This is a genomic window from Paracidovorax anthurii (assembly GCF_003269065.1).
Lineage (GTDB): Bacteria > Pseudomonadota > Gammaproteobacteria > Burkholderiales > Burkholderiaceae_C > Paracidovorax > Paracidovorax anthurii.
In genome coordinates, this window is record NZ_QLTA01000005.1 from 54,721 (window position 1) to 80,615 (window position 25,895).

Here is a 25,895-nt window from a genome sequence, read left to right on the forward strand (position 1 = left end):
ATCCGCAAGCGCGTTTCCGGCGGCACCATTGCCGACGTTTCTATCGTCGCCTGCGGAGGTTTCGTGCGGCTCGGGGCCGCGGTCAGATTGCAAAAATCCGCAAGGCCGTGCGCAGCGAGCGCGGAGGGAGCCTTGCGGGCCGGGTCAGCCCTGCGCGGTGGTCGCGAAGGGCTGTCGTTGCTGCCACCAGACAAGCACCTGTTCGACGGCCTCTTCGACCGTGAGCGCGGAGTTGTCCAGTACCAGTGCGTCCTGCGCGGGCTTCAAGGGCGCGACGGCGCGGGAGCTGTCCCGGGCGTCGCGCGCCTCCAAGTCGGCGCGAAGATCGTCGATGCTAGCCGAAATTCCCTTTGAAATCAATTGTTTATGCCGCCGCTCCGCCCGGCAGGCGGCGCTGGCCGTGAGATAGACCTTGAGCGGCGCGCCGGGGAAGATCACCGTGCCCATGTCGCGGCCGTCGGCCACGAGGCCCGGCAGCCGGCGAAAGCCGTGCTGCAGCGCCACGAGTGCTTCGCGCACGGGTGGCAGCGCCGAGACGCGGGAGGCGTTCATGCCGGCTTCCTCCGTGCGGATGGCATCCGTCACGTCGTCTTCGCCCAGCCAGATCCGGCCACCCTCGAACCGCACGGGCAGGCCGCGGGCGAGGGCGGCGATGCGGTCCTGGTGCGCGGCGTCGATGCCCAGGCCCGCGCGCTGCGCCGCCAGCGCGGTGATGCGGTACATGGCGCCCGAGTCGAGGAAGCGGTAGCCCAGCCGCTGCGCCACGGCCGCCGCGACCGTGCCCTTGCCGGAGGCCGTGGGGCCGTCGATGCAGATCACGGGGATGTGCTCGGTGGGTGTCCGGGCCACGGAGAACAGGGCCTCGAAGTAGTCCGGGAAGGTCTTCGCGACGCACTTCGGGTCCTCGATCCGCACGGGCAGCGCGGCCGGGTTGAACGCCGCGAGCGAGAAGCACATCGCGATACGGTGGTCGTCGTAGGTGTGGATGCTGGCCGCGCGCCAGTGGCCCGGGGTGGCGGGGGGGGTCACGCGCAGGAAGTCGGGGCCTTCCTCGACCACCGCGCCGAGCTTGCGGCACCCGGCCGCCATGGCGGCGATGCGGTCCGTCTCCTTGACCCGCCAGCTCGCGATGTTGCGCAGCGTGGTCGTGCCCTGGGCGTAGAGCGCCATCACGGCGAGCGTCATGGCGGCGTCGGGGATGTGGTTGCAGTCGAGGTCGATCGCCCGCAGCGGCCACGCGCCGCGGCGGACTTCGAGCCAGTTCGGCCCCCCCGTGATCTCGGCGCCCATGGCGCGGGCCGCCTCCACGAAGCGGATGTCACCCTGGATGGAGTCCAGCCCCACGCCGAGGATTTTCAGGGGTTTTTCTTCGCATGTCGGCGTCGCCATTGCGCCGAGTGCTATGAAATAGCTAGCAGAGGAGGCGTCGGCCTCCACGTGGATGCTGCCGGGGGAGCGGTAGCGGCTGCCGGCCGGGATGGTGAAGCGCTGCCAGGCATCGTGGTGCACGCGGATGCCGAAGCGCTCCAGTAACTGCAGGGTGATGTGGATGTAGGGGCGGGAGATGAGTTCGCCCACGACCTCGATCACCACGTCCTGCTCGCGGGCGACGAGGGGCAGGGCCATCAGCAGCGCCGTCAGGAACTGGCTGGACACGTCGCCCCGGACGCGGACCGGCGTGTCCAGGGCGAGGGGCGGCACGCCCTGCGCGTGCGCGATGTGCAAGGGGGGGTAGCCGGGGTTGCCCAGGTACTCGATGCGGCAGCCGAGCTGCAGCAGGGCCTCGACCAGATCGCCGATGGGCCGCTCATGCATGCGTGGCACGCCCGAGAGTTCGAATTCGCCACCCAGCAGCGCCAGCGCCGCGGTGAGCGGGCGCATGGCGGTGCCCGCGTTGCCCAGGAAGAGCCGGGCGGGCGTGTGCGCCGGCGAGGCGCCCAGCCCGGTGATGCGCACCGTGCCCTGCGCTGCGCCGCTCTCATCGACGCCGCAGCCGATCTCGCGCAGGGCGTCGAGCATCACGCGGGTGTCGTCCGAGGCCAGCAGATCGTGCACGTCCGTCGTGCCTTCGCTCAGCGCGGCCAGCAGCAGCACGCGGTTCGAGATGCTCTTGGAGCCGGGCAACTGCACGGACCCGGTAGCGGAAGCGAGTGGAGGAAGGTCGAGAAACGCGGTGCTGTACATCAGGAGGACGAGTGCGGGGAGGAGCGCTGCGCGCCCATGCGCCAGTGGGCGCGGGTTTCGCTGGCCAGCGTGATGAGGTCTTCGAGCGCCTGGGTATCGCCCTTTTGCATCGCCCGCTCCAGCTGCTGGAGCGCCTGCGCGAAATGGCGCGACTGGGCGAGCATCTCTTCGCGGTTGGCCAGGAGGATGTCGCGCCACACTTTGGGGTCGCTCGCGGCGATGCGGGTGAAGTCGCGAAAGCCCGGGCCGGCCAGCGAGAGGAACACGTCGCCCTGTGGCTGTGCGTTGACGCTGTTCATCATGGCGAAGGCCAGCAGATGGGGCAGATGGCTCACCGCCGCGAAGGCGGCGTCGTGCGACTCGGGCGACATGCTGTGCACGCGGCAGCCGAGGGCGCGCCAGACGGCCTCGGCCTTGCGCAGGTGGTTCGTGAGCGTGCGCTCGATCGGCGTGAGGATGACCTGGCGCCCCGAGTAAAGATCGGCCTCCGCGTACTCCACGCCGGACACCTCGCGGCCGGTGATCGGATGGGCGGGCACGAAGGAGCCGATCTGGTCGCGCAGTGCCCCGCGCGCCGCCTGCACCACGTCGGACTTGGTCGAGCCCACGTCCATGACCAGCATCTGCGGGGTGACCAGGTGCTTGATTGCCTTGAGCGTGGATTCCGTGGCGGCGACCGGCACGGCCAGCAGCACGATGTCGGCGCCCGCCACGGCCAGCAGGGCGGAAGGGGCCTCGACGTCGATCACACCCATCTGGCGCGCGCGGTCGGTGGTGGAGGGAGACTTGCTGTAGCCGACGACGCGCTTCACGAGCCCGGCCTTCTTCAGGGCCAGGGCGAACGATCCGCCCATGAGCCCGCAGCCGATGAGGCCGAGCTGCTCGAACACCGGGGTGTCTGCGCCGCTCACGATGCCACCGGGTAGGCGCCCAGCACCTTGTAGAACGCGCACAGCGCGCGCAGCTCTTCCAGGGCCTTGGCCACGTTCGGCTGGCTCGAATGGCCGTCGAGGTCGATGTAGAAGTAGTACTCCCACTGCCCGGTGCGGGCCGGGCGCGACTCGAAGCGGGTCATCGAGACCCCGTGGGTCTTGAGCGGCACCAGCAGGTCATGGACCGCGCCGGGCCGGTTGGGCACCGACACCACGAGGCTGGTGCAATCCTTGCCCGAGGCCGGCGGCGTCTGCAGGGTGTGCGGCAGGCAGATGACCGCGAAGCGCGTGCGGTTGTAGGCGTCGTCCTGGATCGCGTGGGCCACCAGGTGCAGGCCGAACTGCGCGCCGGCACGCTCGCTGGCGATTCCGGCCCAGGCGGGATTGCCCGCGGCGAGGCGCGCGCCCTCGGCATTGCTGGACACGGGGCGGCGCTCCGCGTGCGGCAGGTGCTTGGACAGCCAGGCCTGGCACTGGGCCAGTGCCTGCGGGTGGGCCAGCACGACCTCGATGCCGTCCAGGGAGTTGGAGAGGCGCAGCAGGTTGTGGCGCACGAGCAGGCTGACCTCGCCCACCACATGGCAGGGCGTGTGCAGGAACAGGTCGAGCGAGCGCGTGACCACGCCTTCCACCGAGTTCTCCACGCCGACCACGCCGTACTGCGCGCTGCCGGCCGCCGTGGCGTGGAACACCTCGTCGAAGTTGGCGCAATACATGAGGTCGGCGGCGCCGCCGAAGAACTCGACGGCGGCCTGCTCGCAGAACGTGCCCGGGGGACCCAGCACGGCCACGCGCTGGGGGGATTCCAGCGCGAGGCAGGCCGACATGATCTCGCGCCAGATCGCCGCCACGTGCGCGCCCTTCAGCGGGCCGGGGTTGGCGGACTGGACCTTCTCGATCACCTGCGCCACCCGGTCCGGGCGGAAGAACGGGGTGCCCTCGCGCTTCTTGATCTCGCCGACCCGCTCGGCCACCAGCGCGCGCTGGTTCAGCAGGGTCAGCAGTTGCTGGTCGATGTTGTCGATCTGCACGCGCAGGCTCGCGAGATCGGGAGAGGCTTGGGGAGAGGTGGACATGGATCGATCGGGAGCTGCGGGCGGCGGGGGGGGCTTGGACGCGCTCGCCGCGTCAGGCGCTGTGCCGCTCGAATTCTTGCAGGTAGGCCACGAGCGCCTCGACGCCCGCGAGCGGCATCGCGTTGTAGAGGCTCGCGCGCATGCCGCCCACGGACTTGTGGCCCTTGAGCTGCAGCAGGCCGCGTTCCCTGGCCCCCGCGAGGAAGGCTTCGTTGCGCGACTCGTCGCGCAGGAAGAAGGGGATGTTCATGCGGGAGCGGGCATTCGGCGCGACCTTGTTCACGTAGAACTGCGACTCGTCGATGAAGCGGTAGAAGCGCTCGGCCTTGGCGATGTTGCGCTGCTCCATGGCGGCGATGCCCGTCAGCTCGCCTTCGCGCTGGCGCTTGAGCCACTGGAAGGTCAGACCCGCGATGTAGATGCCCCAGGTGGGGGGCGTGTTGAACATCGACTGGTTGTCGGCGACCACCTTGTAGTCGAACGCGCTGGGGCAGATGGGCAGCGCGTGCCCGAGAAGGTCCTCGCGCACCACGACGAGCGTGAGGCCGGCGGGGCCGAGGTTCTTCTGCGCGCCGCCGAACGCGAGGCCGACACGCGACCAGTCCACGGGGCGCGAGGCGACGTGGGACGAGAAATCGATCACCAGCGGCGCATCGCTGCCGAGCGCGCGCAGGTCGGGCAGCTCATGGAATTCGATGCCGTGGATCGTCTCGTTGCTGCACACGTGCACGTAGCTCGCTCCCCGGCTCAGCTGCCAGCCCGCCGGATCGGGCAGGGTGGTGAAGCCGCTGTCCTCGGCCGAGGCCGCGACGTGCACCTCGGCCGCGTACTTGCGCGCCTCTTTCAGCGACTTCTGGCTCCAGCTGCCGGTCACCACCACGTCCACCGTCGCGGCCCGCGAGAGGTTCATCGGAACGATGGCGTTCTCGGCCAGGCCGCCTCCCTGCATGAAGAGGATCTTGAATTCCTTCGGCACGGCGAGAAGCTCGCGCAGATCGGCCTCGGCCTGCTCGTAGATCGAGAGGAACTCCTTGCCCCGGTGGCTCATCTCCATCACGCCCATGCCGCTGCCGTGCCAGTCCAGCATTTCGGCGGCGGCCTGTTGCAGGACCTCGGCGGGGATGGCGGCCGGGCCGGCGGAGAAGTTGTAGGGGCGGTTCATCGGTTCAGGCATCAAATCGGGAGCATGTCGGCCATTTTGCTGGGCATGCTGCTATTGAAAATGTAGCAAATGGGTGCGGATCTGCTCTCTCCGCACCGGGTTCATTCGCCGGCGGGTGCTTCGGGGTCCGCGGAGGGGTCGCCGGCTGCCGATCCGTCCTCGGCTTCGGCCGCCGGGGCATTCGCGTCGTTCTCCACGATGCGCTGCAGCCCGCTCAGCTTGGCGCCTTCGTCCAGCGCGATCAGCGTCACGCCCTGCGTGGCGCGGCCCAGCTCGCGGATCTCGGCCACCCGGGTGCGCACCAGCACGCCCTTGTCGGTGATGAGCATGATCTCGTCGTCCGCATGCACCAGCGTCGCCGCCACGACCTTGCCGTTGCGCTCGCTCTGCTGGATGGCGATCATGCCCTTCGTGCCGCGGCCGTGGCGCGTGTATTCGACGATGCCGGTGCGCTTGCCGTAGCCGTTCTCGGTGGCCGTCAGCACGCTCTGTGTCTCGTCTTCTGCCACCAGCATCGCGATCACGCTCTGGCCGTCTTCCAGCATCATGCCTCGCACGCCACGTGCCGCGCGGCCCAGCGGGCGCACGTCGTTCTCGTCGAAGCGCACGGCCTTGCCGCCGTCGCTGAACAGCATCACGTCGTGCTTGCCATCGGTGAGCGCGGCGCCGATCAGGTAGTCGCCGTCGTCCAGGTTGACGGCGATGATGCCGCCCTTGCGGGGATTGCTGAATTCGTCGAGCGCGGTCTTCTTCACCGTGCCCATGCTCGTGGCCATGAACACGAAGCGGTCGGCCGGGAACGTGCGCATGTCGCCCGTGAGCGGCAGCACCACGTTGATCTTCTCGCCTTCCTGCAGCGGGAACATGTTCACGATTGGGCGGCCGCGCGAACCGCGCGAGCCCGCCGGCACTTCCCACACTTTGAGCCAATAGAGGCGGCCGCGGTTGGAGAAGCAGAGGATGTAGTCGTGCGTGTTGGCGATGAAGAGTTGGTCGATCCAGTCGTCTTCCTTGGTCGCCGTGGCCTGCTTGCCGCGGCCGCCGCGCTTTTGCGCGCGGTACTCGGACAGCGGCTGGCTCTTGATGTAGCCGGTGTGCGAGAGCGTCACCACCATGTCGGTGGGCGTGATCAGGTCCTCGGTGGAGAGATCCTGCGCGCTGTGCTCGACCACGCTGCGGCGGGCGCCGAGCTTGTGCTGTCCGAACTCCTGCTTGATCGCCGTGAGCTCGTCGCCGATGATGGCCGAGACGCGCTCGGGCTTGGCCAGGATGTCCAGCAGGTCCTCGATGACCGCCATGATGTCCTTGTACTCGGCGACGATCTTGTCCTGCTCCAGCCCTGTCAGGCGCTGCAGGCGCATCTGCAGAATTTCCTGGGCCTGCGTTTCGGAGAGGCGGTAGAGGCCATCCTGGCCCATGCCGTATTCGCGCTCGAGGCCCTCGGGGCGGTAGTCATCGGCATTGATCACGCCGCCGTCGGTGCGCGTGCGGGTCAGCATCTCGCGCACCAGCTTGCTGTCCCACGCGCGGTTCATCAGCTCGGTCTTGGCGATCGGCGGGGTGGGCGACTCGCGGATGATGCGGATGAATTCGTCGATGTTGGCCAGTGCGACGGCCAGGCCTTCCAGCACGTGGCCGCGTTCGCGGGCCTTGCGCAGCTCGAACACCGTGCGGCGGGTCACCACCTCGCGGCGATGCTGCAGGAAGACGACGATCAGGTCCTTCAGGTTGCACAGGCGCGGCTGGCCGTCCACCAGCGCCACCATGTTGATCCCGAAGGTGTCCTGCAACTGGGTCTGCTTGTACAGGTTGTTGAGCACCACCTCGGGCACTTCGCCGCGCTTGAGCTCGATCACCAGGCGCATGCCCGACTTGTCGGACTCGTCCTGGATGTGGCTGATGCCCTCGATCTTCTTCTCGTGCACCAGCTCGGCCATGCGCTCCTGCAGCGTCTTCTTGTTGACCTGGTAGGGCAGCTCATCGACGATGATGGCCTGGCGCTGGCCGCGGTCGATGTCCTCGAAGTGGCACCGCGCGCGCATGACCACCTTGCCGCGTCCCGTGCGGTAGCCTTCCTTCACGCCATTGATGCCGTAGATGATGCCGGCGGTGGGGAAATCCGGGGCGGGGATGATCTCCATGATGTCATCCACCGTTGAATCGGGATGGCGCAGCATGTGCATGCAGGCATCCACCACCTCGTTGAGGTTGTGCGGGGGAATATTGGTGGCCATGCCGACCGCGATGCCGGCCGATCCATTCACTAGCAGATTGGGAAGCTTGCTGGGCAGAACCAGCGGTTCTTTTTCGCTGCCGTCGTAGTTGGGGCCGAAATCGACGGTTTCCTTGTCGATGTCGGCCAGCATTTCATGCGCGATTTTCGACAGGCGTATTTCCGTATACCGCATGGCCGCCGCGCCATCGCCATCCACGGAACCGAAATTGCCCTGGCCGTCCACCAGCATGTGCCGCAGCGAGAAATCCTGCGCCATGCGGACAATCGTGTCGTACACGGCGCTGTCGCCATGGGGGTGGTACTTGCCGATCACGTCCCCGACAATGCGCGCGGATTTCTTATAGGGGCGGTTCCAGTCGTTGTTCAGTTCGTGCATCGCGAACAGCACCCGCCGATGCACCGGCTTGAGTCCGTCCCGGGCATCCGGCAACGCACGGCCAACGATCACGCTCATGGCGTAATCGAGATAACTGCGCCGCATTTCTTCTTCGAGACTGATGGGCAGGGTTTCTTTGGCGAACTGGGTCATGGATATCTGGATCAGGATCGGGGCGGCGAAGGTCGGTCATTCTAGGCGCAACGCCTTGTAGCTAGTGCGCAACACATCCCGGGCTAAAGCGCTTTTGTCCTACGGTAGCGGGTTCGCGCGCCGGCACTTTGGCTTGTTACGTATGGCACAATCAATTCAACGTTTTTGGTGATGGTCACTGACGACGTCCATATTCGCAGCGCGGCTGCGGCTTTTTCCCCAAGAGGAGAACCATGAAGAAACTGAACAAAGTGGCGATGTTGTTGGCCTCTGCCGTGCTGGCTACCTCGGCTGGTGCACAAGTCAAGGCCGCGGATGGCGGCAAGGTCGTCGACAACTGGCAAAACGGCACTGGCGAGCTGGTGTGGAAGAACGGCACGAATGAACTGTGCTGGCGCGATGCCAATTGGACGCCTGCTACCGCTGCTGCCGGTTGCGATGGTGCCCTGGTCGCTCAAGCTGCTGCTGCTCCCGCTCCGGCTGCCGTTCCTGCTCCGGCTGCTGCTCCCGCTCCGGCACCCGCACCCGCACCCGCTGTGGCCAGCAAGGTGACCTACGCCGCCGACGCTTTCTTCGACTTCGACAAGTCCGTGCTGAAGCCCGAAGGCAAGGCCAAGCTGGATGATCTGGTCTCCAAGGTCAAGAACGTGAACCTGGAAGTCATCATCGCCGTGGGTCACACCGACTCCATCGGCAGCGATGCCTACAACCAGAAGCTGTCGGTTCGCCGCGCTGAAGCCGTGAAGGCTTATCTGGTGTCCAAGGGCATCGAAAAGAACCGTGTTTACACGGAAGGCAAGGGTGAAAAGCAACCCGTGGCCGACAACAAGACCAAGGAAGGCCGCGCGAAGAACCGTCGCGTGGAAATCGAAGTGGTCGGTACCCGCGCCAACTGATTTCGCTTGGTTCCATCCTGTAAAAGCCCCGGCAACGGGGCTTTTTTTATGGCAAATCCAGCTTGGGGCACAATTTGCGAATGAGCGACACCACCGCGAATGTAGATCCGGCCGAACTGGCCAAGTTTTCCGAATTGGCCCACCGGTGGTGGGACCCGGAGAGTGAATTCCGCCCGCTGCATCAGATCAATCCGCTGCGGCTGGGGTGGATCGATGGCTTGGCTCCGCTGAATGGCCAGCGCGTGCTGGATGTTGGTTGTGGCGGTGGCATTCTTGCCGATGCCATGGCCCGAAAAGGGGCCCACGTGACGGGTATTGATCTGGCGACAAAATCCTTGCGGGTCGCCCAGTTGCATGCCCTGGAAACTGGTACGCAGAATATCCAGTACCGCGAAATCAGCGTGGAGGCATTGGCGGAGGAGCTTCCTGGTTCTTTTGATATTGTCACCTGCATGGAAATGCTGGAGCATGTGCCAAATCCCGCCTCTGTCGTGGCAGCATGCTCGCGATTGGTGAAAAAAGGAGGGTGGGTTTTCTTTTCCACCATCAATCGCAATGCCAAGGCGTTCATGCTTGCAATCGTCGGTGCGGAATATGTGCTGGGGATGTTGCCCCGTGGCACGCACGAATATGCAAAGCTCATTAAGCCCAGCGAGTTGGCCGCAGCATGCCGGACCGCTTCCCTGGATGTGCTTCATACGCGGGGGCTGGAACACAACCCTCTCACGCGACGCTACTGGTTGAGTGGCGATACGGGCGTCAACTACATGCTGGCAACCCGGCGTGGTGAGTCATGATGAGCGGAATCTTGCCCTTTCCGACCCGTGTTCGGGCCGTGCTCTTTGATCTGGATGGAACGCTGCTCGATAGTGCGCCGGATCTGGCAGCGGCCGCGGACAAGCTTCGCACGGACCGTGGGCTGCCTTCCTTGCCAGCGCTGAAGTACCGCTCCATGGCAGGGGCGGGGGCGCGCGGCATGCTTGGCGTCGCCTTTGGCATCACGCCGGAGGATGCGGACTTTCCGGCCCTGAGGGAAGAATTCTTTGCGAACTACGAGGCTTGCATTCAAGAGCGCACCACCGTGTTCGACGGCGTGGAGTCCCTGATCGCCCGCCTTGTCGAAGAGGGTGTGCCCTGGGGGGTGGTGACCAACAAGGCATCCCGTTTCACATTGCCCCTGACCCAGGCAATTCCGCTTTTCGGAACGGCCGGGGCGATTGTCAGTGGAGACTCCACCCCATACTCCAAGCCCCATCCTGCGCCGTTGCTTGAGGCTGCCTCAAGATTGGGTGTTGACCCGGGTGAATGCCTCTATGTAGGCGATGATGAGCGGGACATCATTGCGGGCCACGCTGCAGGCATGGGTACGGTGGCCGCGCTGTATGGCTACCTGGGCGTGCAGAAAGAGCCGTCATTGTGGGGTGCGCATCATTCGATTAATTTTCCTCTCGAGCTCTTGCAATGGCTTCCTGGAGCCTAAAATAGAGGGTTCTGGGGCTGTCATGGTTTCGACGTGGGTTCGGAATCGGTGTGGTGCATGTCGAGCTTGAGTGGCGCTCGTAAATCTGCATTCAACAAACCAACTGCAAACGACGAACGTTTCGCACTCGCCGCTTAAACACCGGTGAGCCTTGCAACAGCACGCTGATGGGCTGGGCAAGGGGGTCGCAAGGCCTCCCGGCTGCAAGGTTATTCACATCAGCTGGTCTGGTGCCGGGTACCTTGGCATTGGGCGAGATCTAAGGGTGCTGGTCTCTGGCGCAGCGTGCGACTGCGCGGTGCCTGAGGCGAGATTCAAAACAGACCGCTAAACATGTAGATCTGCTCGAAGAAGGCTTGCGGACGCGGGTTCAATTCCCGCCAGCTCCACCACCAATACGAGAAACCCCACCGAGGCAATCTGCCTTGGTGGGGTTTCTTTTTGGTGCAATCGGCGTCGATGGTAACTTTGGTGATGGTTTGAGGGCCATCCGCTCGAATGCAATATATCCAAGATCCAAACAAAAAAGCGCCCATAGGGCGCTTTTTGAATTTGGCGGAGAGGGCGGGATTCGAACCCGCGGTGGGGATTAGCCCACACACGCTTTCCAGGCGTGCGACTTAAACCGCTCATCCACCTCTCCGGAAGCCTTAGATTGTAGCAGTGCTTTGGGTGCTCCGGGCTGAAATGGGCAGTCGATTTTTTGTTCAGGGCCTGTGGGTGCCCTGAACCATCTTCATGGCTGAGGCAATGAGCGTGGAAACCTCGGTCATGTTGCTCGGCACGATCAGGGTGGTGGTGGCGTCGGCGGCCACCTTGCCATAGGCATCCACGGCTTTCTCTGCCACCTTGAGCTGGACGGCCTGTTCGCCACCGGGCTGGCGGATGGCGGCGGCCACCCGTTCGATGGCCTGGGCCGTGGCTTCCGCGACTGCGGTGATCGAGGCGGCTTCCCCCTGGGCGTTGTTGATGGCGGCCTGCTTCTCGCCTTCCGAGCGCGCGATGAAGGCCTCGCGCTCGCCGGTGGCGATGTTGATCTGTTCCTGCCGCCGCCCTTCCGAGGCGGCGATCAGTGCGCGCTTCTCGCGCTCCGCCGTGATCTGGGCCTGCATGGACCGCAGAATCTCAGCAGGCGGGGTCAGGTCTTTGATTTCATAGCGCAACACCTTGACGCCCCAGTTCAGCGCGGCTTCATCGATGGCGGAGACTACCTGCGCATTGATCATGTCCCGTTCCTCGAAGGTCTTGTCGAGTTCCAGCTTGCCGATCACGCTGCGCAGCGACGTCTGTGCGAGCTGCGTGACCGCCATGATGTAGTTGCTGGAGCCATAGCTCGCGCGCATGGGGTCGGTGACCTGGAAATACAGGATGCCGTCCACCTGCAACTGGGTGTTGTCGCGGGTGATGCAGATCTGGCTGGGAACGTCGAGCGGGATTTCCTTCAGGCTGTGCCGGTAGGCGACGCGGTCGATGAACGGCACGAGAAAGTTGAGCCCGGGTGTCAGGGTGCCGGCATATTTGCCCAGGCGCTCCTTGACCCACGCATGTTGCTGCGGCACGACCTTCACGGAGCGGGCGATGAAGATGCCGGCGATGACGAAGATGACGAGGGCGATTTCCATGGTGTCCTTGCGGTGGTGATGGTCTGTATTGGGCTGTGGCTCGGCCTCACGGCTTGTCCACGACGAGCCGGTTTCCGATGACTTCTGTGACCTGGTAGGAGCCCGGCGCCGAGGCCGCGCCGGCACCGGCACGCAGCACTACCGCCCACTGTGCCCCCCGGTAGCGCACTTGCGCGGTGCCATCCGGGCTCCAGGCCTCCACGTGCACGGTCTCGCCGATGTCGAGGTTGACGTCCCGGTTGCGGGAGGCCGGCTGCGCGCCTGGACGGCGCTTGCGCAACTGGTGGCAGGCCACGACGCCGATGCTTCCCACCAGGGCCGCGGTGGACAGCTGCAGGGCCAGCGACATTCCGAGATGCGCCGCCACAGCGCCGGCCGCAAGGCCGAGGGAAAGCATGAGCAGATAGAAAGTGCCCGTCACGAGTTCGGCGGCGACCATGGCCCCGACCATCAACCACCAGATGGTGGATTCCTGCATATGGCGTCCTCCCACGGATTCCTGCCGGCTTCGATCAATGTTTGCGCATTCTGGGTCAAATGGATGCGTATTCAAAGGCGTGCCATCGATATTCCTTACACTTCGCGGCTGTTTCGTTTTTTGGCCCGATTGCCCGGAGGCTGTGCATGAAATTTCGCTTTCCCATCGTCATCATCGACGAGGACTACCGTTCCGAAAACACCTCGGGACTGGGCATTCGCGCCCTCGCGCAAGCGATCGAGGCCGAAGGCTTCGAGGTGCTGGGGGTGACGAGCTATGGCGACCTGTCGCAGTTCGCGCAGCAGCAGAGCCGCGCGAGCGCGTTCATCCTCTCGATCGATGACGAGGAGTTCACGCTGGGCTCCGGCCTCGACCCGATCGTGCTGAGCCTGCGCAATTTCATCGCCGAGGTGCGCCGCAAGAATGCCGACGTGCCGATCTACGTGCACGGCGAGACCAAGACGGCGCGGCATCTGCCCAACGACATCCTGCGCGAGCTGCACGGTTTCATCCACATGTTCGAGGACACGCCGGAGTTCGTGGCCAAGCACATCATCCGCGAGGCCAAGAGCTATCTGGAGAGCGTGCAGCCGCCGTTCTTCAAGGCGCTGCTGGACTACGCGGAAGACGGGTCGTATTCGTGGCACTGCCCGGGTCACTCGGGCGGCGTGGCCTTTCTCAAGAGCCCCGTGGGCCAGATGTTCCACCAGTTCTTCGGCGAGAACATGCTGCGCGCCGACGTGTGCAACGCGGTCGAGGAGCTCGGGCAACTGCTGGACCACAACGGCGCGATCGGCGAGAGCGAGCGCAATGCGGCGCGCATCTTCAATGCCGACCATTGCTTCTTCGTGACCAACGGCACGAGCACGAGCAACAAGATGGTGTGGCATCACACCGTGGCGCCCGGCGACGTGGTGGTGGTGGACCGCAACTGCCACAAGTCCATCCTGCACTCGATCATCATGACCGGGGCCATTCCGGTCTTCCTGAAGCCCACGCGCAACCACTTCGGCATCATCGGCCCGATTCCGCAGGCGGAGTTCGAGCCCGCCGCGATCCAGGCGAAGATCCGCGCGAATCCGCTGCTCAAGGGCGTGGACGCCAAGACGGTGAAGCCCCGGGTGCTCACGCTCACCCAGTCCACCTACGACGGTGTGCTCTACAACACCGAAACCATCAAGAACATGCTCGACGGCTACGTCGACAACCTGCACTTCGACGAAGCCTGGTTGCCACACGCCGCGTTCCATCCGTTCTACGGCAGCTACCACGCCATGGGCAAGAAGCGCGCGCGGCCCCGGCATTCGGTGGTCTATGCCACGCAGTCCATCCACAAGCTGCTGGCCGGCATCAGCCAGGCGAGCCACGTGCTGGTGCAGGATTCGCAGACCGTGAAGCTGGACCGCCCGCTCTTCAACGAGGCGTACCTGATGCACACCTCCACATCGCCGCAGTACAGCATCATCGCCAGCTGCGACGTGGCGGCTGCGATGATGGAGCCTCCGGGCGGCACCGCACTGGTCGAGGAAAGCCTGCTGGAGGCGCTGGACTTCCGCCGCGCCATGCGCAAGGTGGAGGAAGAGTTCGGCAAGGACGACTGGTGGTTCAAGGTCTGGGGCCCCGAGAAGTTCGCCGATGAGGGCGTGGGCCGGGCCGAGGACTGGATCATCCGCAGCGACGGCAAGGGCAAGAAGAACGGCAGCAAGTGGCATGGCTTCGGCCAACTCGCCGATGGCTTCAACATGCTGGACCCGATCAAGTCCACCATCGTCACGCCGGGCCTGAACCTGGACGGCAAGTTCGACAAGACCGGCATTCCCGCATCCATCGTGACCAAGTACCTCGCCGAGCATGGCGTGGTGGTGGAGAAGACGGGGCTCTACAGCTTCTTCATCATGTTCACTATCGGCATCACCAAGGGCCGATGGAACACGCTGCTGGCCGCGCTGCAGCAGTTCAAGGACGACTACGAGAAGAACCAGCCGATGTGGCGCATCCTTCCCGAGTTCTGCCAGCAGCACAAGCGCTACGAGCGCATGGGCCTGAAGGACCTGTGCCAGCACGTGCACCAGCTCTACGCCAAGTACGACATCGCGCGCCTGACGACCGAGATGTACCTCTCGGACCTCACTCCGGCGATGAAGCCGAGCGATGCCTATGCGTTCATCGCGCATCGCAAGACGGAGCGCGTGGAGATCGACCACCTCGAAGGGCGCATCACCACGAGCCTCATCACGCCGTATCCGCCCGGCATTCCGCTGTTGATCCCTGGCGAGGTCTTCAACAAGAAGATCGTGGACTACCTCAAGTTCTCGCGGGAATTCTCCAAACTGTGCCCGGGCTTCGAGACTGACATCCACGGCCTCGTGGAGATCGAGGACGACAACGGCAACGTGCGCTACTACGCCGATTGCGTGGCACAGGTCGTGGAGGAGCCATCCCGGCCGGCCCGCCGTGGTGGCAGCAAGGGGGCATCCAGCGGTGCCGGTGCTGCGTTGAAGGGCGGCGAGGGCTGACGGGCACCGTTGCCTGCCGCAACGCGACAAGCCCGGCGCACCTTGCGGTGCAGCCGGGCTTTTTTGCGGTGCCCCGGATCTGGCCGGCGGCGTTCCGTATCGATGGCCTGGACCTGCCGACGTGCTGGATTTTGCTACTTAAAATATAGCAAGAAACCTAGAAGATACGGCGACATGGGGCCTGAAAGACTCAGGAAAGCTCGGTGCTGTCGCGGCTGATGCCGCCGGTCTGGCTGAAGCCGCCATCCACGTACATGATCTCCGCCGTCACGCCGCTCGCGAGGTTGGACAGCAGGAAGGCCGCGGCATTGCCCACGTCCTCGATGGTCACGTTGCGGCGCAGGGGGGATGCGCCGGCCACCACGCCGAGCAGCTTGCCGAAGTCCTTGATGCCGCTGGCCGCCAGCGTCTTGATGGGGCCGGCGCTGATGCCGTTCGCGCGGATGCCGCGGGGGCCCAGCGATTCGGCGAGGTAGCGCACGCTGGCTTCCAGGCTTGCCTTGGCGAGGCCCATGGTGTTGTAGTTGGGAACGGTGCGCAGGGCGCCGAGGTAGCTCAGGGTGAGCACGGACGCACCCTCGTTCAGGTAGGGCAGGGCCGCCTTGGCCATCGCCGGGAAGCTGTAGGCGCTGATGTCGTGCGCGATGCGGAAGGACTCGCGCGAGAGGCCTTCGAGGAAGTCTCCGGCGATGGCTTCGCGCGGTGCGAAGCCGATGCTGTGCACGAAGCCGTCGAACCGGGGCCAGGTCTTTGAGAGGTCGGCGAACAGGCGCTCGATCTGCTCGTCGCTGGCCACGTCGCAATCGAAGACCAGGGTGGAATCGAATTCGGCGGCGAACTCGGTGATGCGGTCCTTGAAGCGTTCACCCACGTAGCTGAAGGCCAGCTCCGCACCCTGCGCGCGGCAGGCCTTGGCGATGCCGTAGGCGATGGAGCGGTTGGACAGCACGCCGGTGATGAGCAGCTTCTTGCCGGTCAGAAAACCCATTGTTCTTCTCCTGGGGAAAGGGCGGTGGATGAGGGGAGGGGGCGCTGGCGCCTGGGCCAGGCCGTGAAACGTGCGGTTGCCATGTTGCGCGGCCCGGCGCGGCAACCGTAGTGCAGAATTGTCGCATGCGTCTATGGTCGATCCTGCTGCTTTGGGGAAGCACGCTGCCCGCGTGGGGAGCACATGCCTATGCGATGTGGGGAGAGCCCCGCATGCCGCCCGGCTTCGACCATTTCGCCTACGTCAATCCCGATGCCCCGAAGGGCGGAGAGCTGCGCCTCGTGAGCAACCTGCGCGTCTCGACCTTCGACAAGTACAACCCGTTCACGATCAAGGGCAACGCTCCCGCGTACCTGTCGAACCTGATGTTCGATTCGCTCCTGGCGGGTTCTCTGGACGAGACGGCCACCGGCTACGGCCTGCTGGCCGAGGACGTGGACGTGGCTGCCGATGGCCTGTCGGCCACCTTCCGCCTGCGGCCGCAGGCGCGGTTCCACAACGGCAAGCCGGTGCTGGCGCAGGACGTCAAGTACAGCTTCGATACGCTGATGGGGCCGTTCACTTCTCCGGCGTATAAGACGCTGTTGTTCGATGTGGCGGGCGTGGAGGTGCTGGACGACCGCACCGTGCGCTACCGATTCAAGCATCCCAACCGCGAACTGCCTCTCACCGTGGGGGGGCTGCCGGTCTTCAGCCGCGACTGGGGCATGGAGAACGGCAAGGCCAAGCCCTTCGACCAGGTGGTGATGGACATCCCCATCGGCAGCGGTCCCTACCGCATCGGCCCCGTGCGCTTCGGCAAGGACATCACCTACGTGCGGGACCCGGGCTACTGGGCGCGCGACCTGAATGTGCGCAAGGGGTCCGCCAACTTCGACCGCATCCAGGTCAAGATCTACAAGGACAACACCGCGCGGCTCGAAGCGTTGAAGGCGGGCGAATTCGACCTCATGCGGTTCTTCAGCGCGGGCGACTGGGCGCGCCGCGTGACGGGGCGCAAGTTCGATAGCGGAGAGCTGGTGAAGGGGGAGTTCGCGCACAAGCAGCCCTCGGGCTTCCAGAGCTTCGTGCTGAACACGCGCCGGCCGATGCTGCAGGACGTGCGGGTGCGGGAAGCGCTGGGCCTGGCCTTCGATTTCGAGTGGATGAGCCGGCAGCTCTTCTACGGCGCCTACCGGCGCGTGAACGGCCTTTTCGGCAACACGATGTGCGAGACGACGGGGGTGCCGTCCGCCGCTGAGCTGGCACTCATGGAGCCCTGGCGCAAGGACATCCCCGCCGCGGCGTTCGGGCCGATGTCCACGCCGCCGCGCACCGATGGCGACCACTCGCTGCGCGACAACCTGCGCCGTGCGCAGGCGCTGCTCAGGCAGGCCGGGTGGGAGGTGCGCGACGGCGCGTTGCGCAACGCGCAGGGCCAGCCCATGGTGCTGGAATACCTGGACAGCAGCGAAGGCGGCGTGCGCACGTATTCGTCCTGGATGCGCAACCTGCAGAAGCTCGGCATCCGCCTGCAGTTCCGCGCGGTGGACTTCGCGCTCTACCAGCAGCGCCTGCAGAAGTTCGAGTTCGACATCACCACCATCGCCTACCAGGGCACGAACAACCCGGGCCAGGAGTTCGCCGACATGTTCGGCTCCCAGGCCGCGGACACCGAGGACTCGGGCAACTTTCCCGGCGTGAAGAACCCGGCGGTGGACGCGATGATCCGTTCCATGGTGTCGGCCAAGAGCCTCGATCAATTGCTGCCCGCCTGCCATGCCCTGGAGCGCATCATCGCCCATGGGCACTACCTGATCCCGCAATGGACGGCCGGCAACCATCGCATGGTGTACAACGCGTGGCGCCTGCAGCGGCCGGACGTGCTGCCGCCCTATTCCGGGGGCGAGACCTGGGCCATCGATACCTGGTGGGCGCGCATGCCGCCGCAAACCGAACCCTCGCCGAAGAAGTCCTGAAAAACGCTCCAGCCGCCGTCCTCCATGTTTTCCTACATCCTCAAGCGCGTGCTGCTCATGCTGCCCACCCTGCTGGGCGTGCTGCTGCTCACCTTCGTCGTGATCCAGTTCGTGCCAGGCGGCCCGGTGGAGCAGTATCTGGCCGAGGCCAAGGCCGGTGCCGGCGGGCATGGTGGAGGGGAGGGAGGCGGCCTGACCTACCGCGGGGCACAGGGCGTGGACCCGAAGCGGCTGGAGCAGATCAAGGCGCTCTACGGCTTCGACAAGCCTGCGCATGAGCGCTTCATCCAGATGCTGGGGCAGTTCGCGCGCTTCGATCTGGGCCGCAGCTTCTTCCAGAACAAGGATGTCTGGGAACTCGTGAGGGAAAAGCTACCCGTGTCGATCAGCCTGGGGCTCTGGACCTTCTTCATCAGCTATCTGGTGGCCGTTCCGCTCGGCGTGGCCAAGGCCGTGCGGGCAGGCTCGCGATTCGACTTCGTGACCACGCTGATCGTGCTGGTGGGCTATGCGATCCCGGGCTTCGTGCTCGGCGTGGCGCTGCTGGTGGTCTTCGGCGGCCAACTGCAATGGTTCCCGTTGCGTGGCCTGACTTCTCCGAACTGGGATGAGATGTCCTGGGGAGCGCGCATCGCGGACTATCTCTGGCACATCACGCTGCCCGTCACGGCCATGGTGATCGGCAGTTTCGCCGTGACGGCGATGCTGACCAAGAACGCCTTCCTGGAGGAGATCCGCAAGCAGTACGTGCTGACCGCGCGCGCCAAGGGCCTGTCGGAGCGGCAGGTGCTCTGGAAGCACGTGTTCCGCAACGCACTGATTCCCATCATCACCGGCTTTCCCGCAGCTTTCATCGGTGCGTTCTTCACGGGTTCGCTGCTGATCGAGACGCTGTTCTCGCTCGATGGGCTGGGGCAACTGAGCTACGAAAGCGTGATCCGGCGCGACTATCCCGTGGTGCTGGGTACGCTCTATCTCTTCACGCTGATCGGGCTCGTGACCAAGCTCGTGAGCGACCTCTGCTATGTGTGGGTGGACCCGCGTGTCAAGTTCGACTGATTCTTCCGGGATGGCCGACGGCCGCCTTTCTCCCCCCGCCGGGCAGGGCCCGGACCGTGGCGGCCCGCGCGATGGCGGTGCTGCCGTATCCTTATCGCCCGGGCGGCGTGCCTGGCTGCGCTTCAAGCGCAACCGGCTGGGCTACTGGAGCCTGATCGCGTTCAGCGTGCTGGTGGCATTGAGCCTGTGCGCGGAGCTGATCAGCAACGATCGGCCACTGCTCGTGCGCTACGAGGGCCGGTTCTACCTGCCGATGCTGCACGACTATCCGGAAAAGACCTTCGGCGGGGACTTCGAGACCCCGACGGATTACCTGGACCCTTTCATTCGCGAGCGGCTCGGCACGGGCGGCAACTGGGCGATCTACACGCTCAACCCCTACGGGCCCCACACGCTGAACTACTTCGCCAAGGCGCCCAATCCGTCCGGACCCACGGCGGAGAATTGGCTGGGCACCGATGACCGGGGCCGTGACCTGCTGGCGCAGCTCATCTATGGCTTTCGCGTGAGCGTGCTCTTCGGTCTGGCGCTCACCGCCGTGGGCGTGGTGCTGGGCGTGGTGACGGGGGCGATCCAGGGGTTCTTCGGCGGCAAGACCGATCTGGCCTTCCAGCGCTTCATCGAAATCTGGGGCTCGATGCCGGAGCTGTACCTGCTCATCATCTTTTCCGCGGTGTTCGCTCCCAGCGTGGCGCTGCTGCTGGTGCTGTTGTCGCTCTTCGACTGGATGGGGCTTTCCAACTACGTGCGCGCCGAGTTCCTGCGCAATCGGCAGCTCGATTACGTCAAGGCCGCGCGCGCGCTCGGCGTGCCGGACCGGCAGATCATCGGGCGCCACATCCTGCCCAACAGCATGACGCCGGTGGTCACCTTCCTGCCGTTCCGCATGAGTGCCGCGATCCTCGCGCTTGCGTCGCTCGACTTCCTGGGCCTGGGCGTGCCGCCCGGGACGCCATCGCTGGGCGAACTGCTGAACCAGGGCAAGAACAACATCGACGCATGGTGGATCTCGCTGTCCACGTTCGCGGTGCTGGTCGTGACCTTGTTGCTGCTCACCTTCATGGGCGATGCCCTGCGGGATGCGCTGGATCCGCGAAAGGCCGACCGATGATGGATCAGACCGCTCCTTTTTCCGCCTCCGCAGACGAGGGGCCGCTGCTGCGGGTTCGGGGCCTGGGCGTGCGGTTCGGCGACAAGCCCGTGGTGCATGGCGTGGACTTCGACGTCGCGGCGGGAGAAAAGCTGGCGCTCGTGGGCGAATCCGGCTCTGGCAAGACCATCACCGCGCTCTCGTTGCTGCGGCTCGCGGGCGATGCACAGGTATCGGGCAGCGTGCTTTTCCAGCGTGCTGCGGGGCAGGGTGCGCAGGACCTGCTGGCGCTCTCCGAGCGCGCCATGCGCGGTGTGCGCGGCAGCGATATCGCCATGGTGTTCCAGGAGCCGATGACGGCGCTCAACCCACTGATGCCGGTGGGGGCGCAGATTGCCGAGGTGCTGCAACTCAAACAGGCGCTCACGCCGGCCCAGGGTGCGCGGCAGGCGGTCGAGCTGCTGGCAGGCACCGGCATTCCCGAGCCTGAACGCCGTGCGACGGCGTATCCGCACCAGCTCTCCGGAGGGCAGCGCCAGCGCGCGATGATCGCGATGGCCCTGGCCAGCCGGCCCCGCCTCCTGCTGGCCGATGAACCCACCACCGCGCTGGACGTGACCCTGCGCGGGCAGATTCTGGAGCTGCTCTCGAACCTCCAGCGCCAGACGGGCATGGCCGTGCTGCTCATCACCCATGACCTCCACATGGTGCGTCGCTTCGCCGATCGCGTGGCGGTGATGGAGCGTGGCGTGCTGGTGGAGGAGGGGGCCGTGGCCGAGGTGTTCTGCGCCCCGAGCCATGCCTATACGCGCCGGCTGCTCGGCAGCGTCCCCCGGCGCGATGTGATCGAGGGCCCGTCCACGCCGGCAGGGGCGCCGGCGGCCGATGCGCGCGGGGTGCGCGTGACGTACCCCACGGCGCTGCCCGGCTTGCGGGGCTGGTTCCGGCGCGGCACGTTCGTGGCGGTGAAGGGGGCCGATCTCGTGATTCCCGTGGCGCGCACGCTGGGGGTCGTGGGCGAGTCAGGCTCTGGAAAATCCACGCTGGCGCAAGCCATTCTCGGGCTGCTGCCTTTCGATGGCGCCCTGCGGATCGCGGGGCGGTCGTGGCAGTTGCCGGCCCAGCGCAACAGCGCCGCCAACCAGACCTTGCGCCGCAGCGTGCAGGTGGTGTTCCAGGACCCGTTCTCGTCGCTGTCGCCACGCCTCACTGTGGAAGAGATCGTGGGGGAGGGGCTGCTGGTGCATGCGCCTGAATGCGCCGCCGCCGAGCGGCGCTCACGTGTCGAGGCCGCGCTGGCCGATGTGGGGCTCTCCGATGCACAGTTCCCGGGGCTGCTGGCGCGCTATCCCCATGAGTTTTCGGGCGGGCAGCGCCAGCGCATCGCGATCGCCCGGGCCCTCATCCTGAACCCTGCGCTACTCGTTCTCGACGAGCCTACCAGCGCACTGGACGTGACCATCCAGCAGCAGGTGCTGGCGCTGTTGCAGCGCCTGCAGAAAGAGCGTGCGCTGAGCTATCTGCTGATCACGCACGACGTGGCGGTGATCCGCGCGATGGCGCACGAGGTGCTGGTCATGAAGGATGGCGAGGTTCTGGAGTCAGGGCCCGTTGAGCAGGTACTGGCGGCTCCGCAGCACCCTTACACCCAGCGGCTGGTGAGGGCAGCGGACCCTGAGGTGCATCAGGCGTAGGTGTCCACCTTGGAGCCGAGGTGGGTGGTGGACGTGGGCTTGGAGGCGGCATCCTGGGATTTGGCCTGCTGTCCCTGCGTTTGTTCGGCTTTCTGCTGCCGCTCTTTTTCCTTGGCTTGCTGCAGGGCCGCGATCTGCTGCTGGACCAGTTGTATCTGGTTTTGCAGCGCTTCCGCTTTTTTCTTCTTGGCTTCGGGGGTTCCTTCGCCGGACGAGACGTCCTTCAGCTCGCTGTAGAGCTCCTGGAGCTTTTTGCGAAGCGCTGCGATCTCGCTGCCCGAAGAGCCACTGGATGCGGTGGCAGGGGTGGCAGCGCCGGGAATCGAAACAGAAATGGAGGTGGCCATGCCTGGGTCTATCGGAGCTTCTGGAGAAAACTGAAGGGCGGAAAGTAGAAAAAAAGGCCGTGTTCGGCTGGCATGCGGTCTATGCCTGCTGCGAAGAGGCCCAGGGCATGACTGGAATGGGTTCCTGGTCGGCGCCCGAAGACAAGCGGAAATGCCCCCGTCCTGCGCGTTTGGCGGTGTATAGCGCCATATCGGCACTGCGGGCGAGTTCTTCGAAGTTTTCCCCGTGCTGCGGAAAAAGCGCAATGCCGCCGCTCAGGCGAATCTGGCGGGACTGGCCTTGCAGGTCGAAAGGCGGTTCGCAGGCGGCCATGATTTTTTGCGATACCAGGCAGGCCTGGTCTGCGTGCTCCACGCAGGGCAGCAGGACGACGAACTCGTCCCCGCCCTGGCGGCACACGGTATCCGATTGCCGGACGCAATTCTTGAAGCGCCGCGCAACCTGCACGAGCAGCAGGTCGCCCACATCGTGGCCCAGCGTGTCATTGATCTGCTTGAAACCATCGAGGTCGATGTACATGAGCGCCAGGCTGTGCCCATCGCGCCGGGCGTGGGCAATCGCCTGCTGGGCACGGTCCTGCAGCAATACCCGGTTGGGGAGATCCGTGAGCATGTCGTGCTGAGCCAGGTGCGCCATGCGCCGTGCCAGCGTGACCGCCTCGGTGACGTCACGCAGGACCATCACCGTGCCCGTGATCTGGCCATGCCGGTCCGAAATCGGGTTCACGCTGTTCTCGACATCGATGCGGCGGCCGTCGCGGCATTGCAGTACCAGGCCACGCTCTGGGGGCTGCGCGGGTGCTCCCTCCAGTGCGTTGCGTGCGGGGTGGCGGGCGGGGGCACCCAAGGGCGTCAGCAGGGGGGCGACCTCGTCGATGTCGCGGCCGGCCGCGTGGAAGGCTTGCCAGCCGGTCATTTTTTCCGCCACGGGATTGATGTAGGTCACCCGCCCCGCTGCATCGGTGCAGAGGACGGCGTCGCCGATGGATTGCAGGGTGAGGCGGACCAGTTCCTTTTCTTCGAAGAGCAGGTCTTCCATCCGCTTGCGTTCGGTGAGGTCGTCGATCTGAACGAAGATGCCCTGGGTGCCGTTCGCGTCCTGGTCCGGGATGTAGGAGACGAGCGTGTGCCGTACCTCGCCCGATGGAAGCTGCATGGCACGCTCGAACACTTGCTTGCGCCCTTGCAGCGCGCGCTCCAGGTGGGGCAGGGCGCAGGCGTAGGTGTCTGCGTCCAGCGCCTGTTCGATGGGCGTGCCTCGGATCTGGTCCTGCGACACGCCCAGCCAATCCAGGTAGGCCTGGTTGGCGAACCGGTTGCGCAGATGCCGATCCCAGTAGCCCACCAGCGAAGGCAGGTTGTCCAGAATGGTGCGCATGTCGTGCTCGGCCTGCCGCAGTTGCGCCGCGATGGCCTGGCGCTGGGCCAGTTCACGGGCGAACAGAGCGGCCAGGCCCGCGCATGCCACCATCAGGAGGGCTGCGAAAGAACCCAGCACCACCGCGCTGCGGCGCCATTTCGACAGGATGCTGTCCACCGACTGGCCCACGGCCACGACAAGCGGATAGTCACCCACTTGGCGAAAGGCATGCAGGCGGGCAATGCCGTCGCGCGCTTCTGCGGCGGTTTCGGTGAAGTGGCCCTCCTCGAATTCCGTGATGCGATTCAGATGGCGTTTGTCCACGGATTGACCGACATCTTCCGTCCGGAACGGGAATCGCGCGATGGCCGTGCCGTCGGAGCGGACGATCTCCGCGAGGCTTTGCGGCCCGAGCCCCAGCGACTCGAAGAGTTCTTCGAAATAACTCAACCGCACGGTGCCCACCACGACGCCGGCAAAGCTCCCATCGCTGTGGAAATAGGCGCGGCTCATCGCCAGGCTGTATTCCCCGGAAACACGTCCGCGGATGGGGGTGCCCACGTAAACGCCCTGGGGGCCGTCGCGCGTGTGAACGCGGAAATAGTCGCGGTCGGCCAGGTTGGGGGTGCCCACGCTTCTGCCGGTCGAACTGATCACCACGTTGCCTGCCGTGTCCAGAACCGCGACGGCGCCCAGTCCGCGCGTGCGCAGAGAGTGGTCGAAAAGCATCGTGTACTGCATGTCCAGGGGCAAGGACCGGAGGTCCGACCGCGCCAGCACATTCACCACGCCGGAGAGCGAGTGGTCAAAGCCGTCGAGCGTGCGGGCAATGTTCTGCTCCAGGGTACGGGCAAAAGCGGCATTGGCATCGCGCGCATAGTTCCATTCGTCGTCGCGGATGGTCAGGATCGCCCGTGCGAACAGAGCCCCGATGCCGACCGACAGTGCTACGGCCAGCAGGATCAGACGGTGATGAGGGGGGATGCGCATGGAGGGCGATGCGGCGTTGGGACGGTGGGCGTCCAGGGAGCGGATGGGCAGCAGTGTGCCTCTTCCAGTGCTCCGGCGCAAAGCCGAAGCACCGTCATTGTCATCGGGCGTGGGAGGGCGGAGCGAACAGGTCCCAGGTGGCGATGAACAGCGCGGCAATGACAGGGCCGATCACGAAACCCGTCAGCCCGAAGAGGGCCATCCCGCCCAGGGTGGAAATCAGCACCACGTAGTCGGGCATCTTCGTGTCCTTGCCCACGAGCACCGGGCGCAGGACGTTGTCCACGAGGCCGATCACGCCAATGCCGAAGGCGGCCAGCGCGGCACCTTGCCACACAGCGCCGGTGGCGAGAAAGTACACCGCGACGGGCGCCCAGATGAGGCCCGCTCCCACCGCGGGCAGCAGCGACAGGAATGCCATCAGCACACCCCAGAGTACGGGGCCCTGGATGCCAAGGAACCAGAAGGCCAGCCCGCCCAGGGCCCCTTGCGCGGCCGCCACTGCGATATTGCCCTTGACCGTCGCGCGGATGACCGTGGTGAACTTTCCTGCAAGCTGGCGCTTGTGCTCTTCGTCGAGCGGCGTTGCTTCGCGGATGCGTGCCGTCAGGGCGGCGCCGTCGCGCAGCAGGAAGAAAAGCAGATACAGCATGATGCCGAAGCTCACCAGGAACTGCAGCGTGTTCTGCCCGAAGTCCAGTGCCTTGCCTGCGACGAACTGCGTGGCCTGGACCGTCACGGACGAGAGCTTGGCCTGCAATTCGGCCGCCGAGGTCAGGTTCAGCCGATCAAGCACCTGCAATGCCCAGGACGGCAGGGCCGCAATAACCTGCTGGAAATAGTCTGCGAAATTCAGCTGTCCCGAACGCATACGCTCGTACACCAGGCTCGCTTCCTGCACGAGGGAGACGGTGATCAGCGTCATCGGCAGGATCACTACCACTAGGCACAGCATCAGCGTGCAAAGCGCCGCGAGATTGCGCCTGCGGGGCATTCTCCGCAGCAGCCTGCGGTGCAGGGGGGCAAAGAGGATCGCCAGGATGATGCCCCAGAAAACCGCACCATGGAATGGCCAAAGAATCGCGACGAAGGCCACGCTGACGGCAATGAGGAGGGCAATGAACGTGCGATTCTGCAAAAGGGGAGACTTCATGGGCGGCATCGGCTGTGTTGGCCGAAATGTACGCGAGACGCGTGGCATATCCCTGGATTTGCCGGCGGGCGGGCATCCACGGATGTTCAGTGGCACAATCGTGGGCGCAAGATTCAGGCCCTTCCCCGAGCCACAGTCGCATCCG

19 protein-coding genes, 1 tRNA gene and 1 other RNA gene are annotated in these 25,895 nt (G+C 65.3%); 9 read left to right on the top strand and 12 right to left on the bottom strand.

Going from position 1 to position 25,895, the window contains the following annotated elements; translation table 11 throughout:
- Positions 1-144 precede the first annotated feature (144 nt).
- The 5 genes from AX018_RS04180 to gyrA form a co-directional block, all read right to left on the bottom strand.
- Positions 145-2,184 carry a bifunctional 3-phosphoshikimate 1-carboxyvinyltransferase/cytidylate kinase gene (locus tag AX018_RS04180; RefSeq protein WP_111876057.1) on the bottom strand — a complete coding sequence of 680 codons (2,040 nt, stop codon included), beginning with the start codon at positions 2,182-2,184 and terminating at the stop codon, positions 145-147.
- Entirely contained in the window at positions 2,184-3,074 is an 891-nt protein-coding gene (locus AX018_RS04185; RefSeq protein ID WP_111876121.1) for a prephenate dehydrogenase, read from the bottom strand. Before AX018_RS04185 ends, AX018_RS04180 begins: the two co-directional genes overlap by 1 nt.
- 17 nt (positions 3,075-3,091) lie before the next feature.
- A complete protein-coding gene (gene pheA / locus AX018_RS04190) occupies positions 3,092-4,192 on the bottom strand; it encodes a prephenate dehydratase (RefSeq protein WP_111876058.1) in 1,101 nt (366 codons plus the stop codon).
- A gap of 52 nt (positions 4,193-4,244) precedes the next feature.
- Positions 4,245-5,354, bottom strand: a complete 1,110-nt coding sequence (serC, locus tag AX018_RS04195; protein WP_111876059.1) for a 3-phosphoserine/phosphohydroxythreonine transaminase — start codon at positions 5,352-5,354, stop codon at positions 4,245-4,247.
- A 101-nt stretch (positions 5,355-5,455) separates the two neighbouring features.
- On the bottom strand, positions 5,456-8,119 hold the full coding sequence (gyrA, locus tag AX018_RS04200; RefSeq protein WP_111876060.1) for a DNA gyrase subunit A: 2,664 nt from the start codon (positions 8,117-8,119) through the stop codon (positions 5,456-5,458).
- A gap of 233 nt (positions 8,120-8,352) precedes the next feature.
- Here gyrA and ompA point away from each other — a divergent pair, with 233 nt between their 5' ends.
- The 4 genes from ompA (at position 8,353) to ssrA (ending at position 10,887) form a co-directional block, all read left to right on the top strand.
- Positions 8,353-9,015: an outer membrane protein OmpA gene (ompA, locus tag AX018_RS04205; protein WP_111876061.1), complete on the top strand. Its 663-nt coding sequence runs from the start codon at positions 8,353-8,355 to the stop codon at positions 9,013-9,015.
- A gap of 80 nt (positions 9,016-9,095) precedes the next feature.
- Positions 9,096-9,812: a bifunctional 2-polyprenyl-6-hydroxyphenol methylase/3-demethylubiquinol 3-O-methyltransferase UbiG gene (gene ubiG, locus AX018_RS04210; protein ID WP_111876062.1), complete on the top strand. Its 717-nt coding sequence runs from the start codon at positions 9,096-9,098 to the stop codon at positions 9,810-9,812.
- Positions 9,812-10,495 (top strand): HAD-IA family hydrolase, encoded by a 684-nt coding sequence (locus AX018_RS04215; RefSeq protein ID WP_111876122.1) that lies wholly within the window; start codon positions 9,812-9,814, stop codon positions 10,493-10,495. Before ubiG ends, AX018_RS04215 begins: the two co-directional genes overlap by 1 nt.
- Positions 10,496-10,508: 13 nt before the next feature.
- Positions 10,509-10,887, top strand: a transfer-messenger RNA (tmRNA) gene (gene ssrA, locus AX018_RS04220).
- A 161-nt stretch (positions 10,888-11,048) separates the two neighbouring features.
- Here ssrA and AX018_RS04225 read toward each other — a convergent pair.
- The 3 genes from AX018_RS04225 to AX018_RS04235 all read right to left on the bottom strand — a co-directional run bounded on the left by AX018_RS04225 (position 11,049) and on the right by AX018_RS04235 (position 12,595).
- Positions 11,049-11,138 (bottom strand) — tRNA-Ser (locus tag AX018_RS04225).
- Between the two features lie 64 nt (positions 11,139-11,202).
- Positions 11,203-12,117 (bottom strand): SPFH domain-containing protein, encoded by a 915-nt coding sequence (locus tag AX018_RS04230; protein WP_111876063.1) that lies wholly within the window; start codon positions 12,115-12,117, stop codon positions 11,203-11,205.
- A 46-nt stretch (positions 12,118-12,163) separates the two neighbouring features.
- Positions 12,164-12,595: an NfeD family protein gene (locus AX018_RS04235; protein ID WP_111876064.1), complete on the bottom strand. Its 432-nt coding sequence runs from the start codon at positions 12,593-12,595 to the stop codon at positions 12,164-12,166.
- Between the two features lie 146 nt (positions 12,596-12,741).
- On the opposite strand from AX018_RS04235, the gene AX018_RS04240 reads away from it, so the two are divergent.
- Entirely contained in the window at positions 12,742-15,111 is a 2,370-nt protein-coding gene (locus AX018_RS04240; RefSeq protein ID WP_111876065.1) for an arginine/lysine/ornithine decarboxylase, read from the top strand.
- Between the two features lie 190 nt (positions 15,112-15,301).
- Here the strand turns inward: AX018_RS04240 and fabI are convergent, their stop codons facing one another.
- The gene (fabI, locus tag AX018_RS04245; protein ID WP_111876066.1) at positions 15,302-16,099 is read right to left on the bottom strand and encodes an enoyl-ACP reductase FabI; all 798 of its coding nucleotides are present in this window, start codon (positions 16,097-16,099) and stop codon (positions 15,302-15,304) included.
- A 125-nt stretch (positions 16,100-16,224) separates the two neighbouring features.
- Here fabI and AX018_RS04250 point away from each other — a divergent pair, with 125 nt between their 5' ends.
- Genes AX018_RS04250 through AX018_RS04265 form a run of 4 tightly spaced genes read left to right on the top strand, consistent with a single transcriptional unit; the run spans position 16,225 to position 21,900 of the window.
- Entirely contained in the window at positions 16,225-18,057 is a 1,833-nt protein-coding gene (locus AX018_RS04250; protein WP_111876067.1) for an extracellular solute-binding protein, read from the top strand.
- A 24-nt stretch (positions 18,058-18,081) separates the two neighbouring features.
- Positions 18,082-19,116, top strand: a complete 1,035-nt coding sequence (locus tag AX018_RS04255; RefSeq protein ID WP_111876068.1) for a microcin C ABC transporter permease YejB — start codon at positions 18,082-18,084, stop codon at positions 19,114-19,116.
- A gap of 10 nt (positions 19,117-19,126) precedes the next feature.
- Entirely contained in the window at positions 19,127-20,227 is a 1,101-nt protein-coding gene (locus AX018_RS04260; protein WP_111876069.1) for an ABC transporter permease, read from the top strand.
- Positions 20,227-21,900: an ABC transporter ATP-binding protein gene (locus AX018_RS04265; RefSeq protein WP_111876123.1), complete on the top strand. Its 1,674-nt coding sequence runs from the start codon at positions 20,227-20,229 to the stop codon at positions 21,898-21,900. The genes AX018_RS04260 and AX018_RS04265 overlap by 1 nt, the downstream gene beginning before the upstream one ends.
- Here AX018_RS04265 and AX018_RS04270 read toward each other — a convergent pair.
- The 3 genes from AX018_RS04270 to AX018_RS04280 form a co-directional block, all read right to left on the bottom strand.
- Complete coding sequence (locus AX018_RS04270) at positions 21,891-22,247, bottom strand: FlxA-like family protein (protein WP_111876070.1); 357 nt, start codon at positions 22,245-22,247, stop codon at positions 21,891-21,893. The genes AX018_RS04265 and AX018_RS04270 overlap by 10 nt on opposite strands.
- Positions 22,248-22,326: 79 nt before the next feature.
- Complete coding sequence (locus tag AX018_RS04275) at positions 22,327-24,597, bottom strand: diguanylate cyclase domain-containing protein (protein WP_111876071.1); 2,271 nt, start codon at positions 24,595-24,597, stop codon at positions 22,327-22,329.
- Positions 24,598-24,697: 100 nt separating this feature from the next.
- Positions 24,698-25,750, bottom strand: a complete 1,053-nt coding sequence (locus AX018_RS04280; protein WP_111876124.1) for an AI-2E family transporter — start codon at positions 25,748-25,750, stop codon at positions 24,698-24,700.
- Positions 25,751-25,895 lie beyond the last annotated feature (145 nt).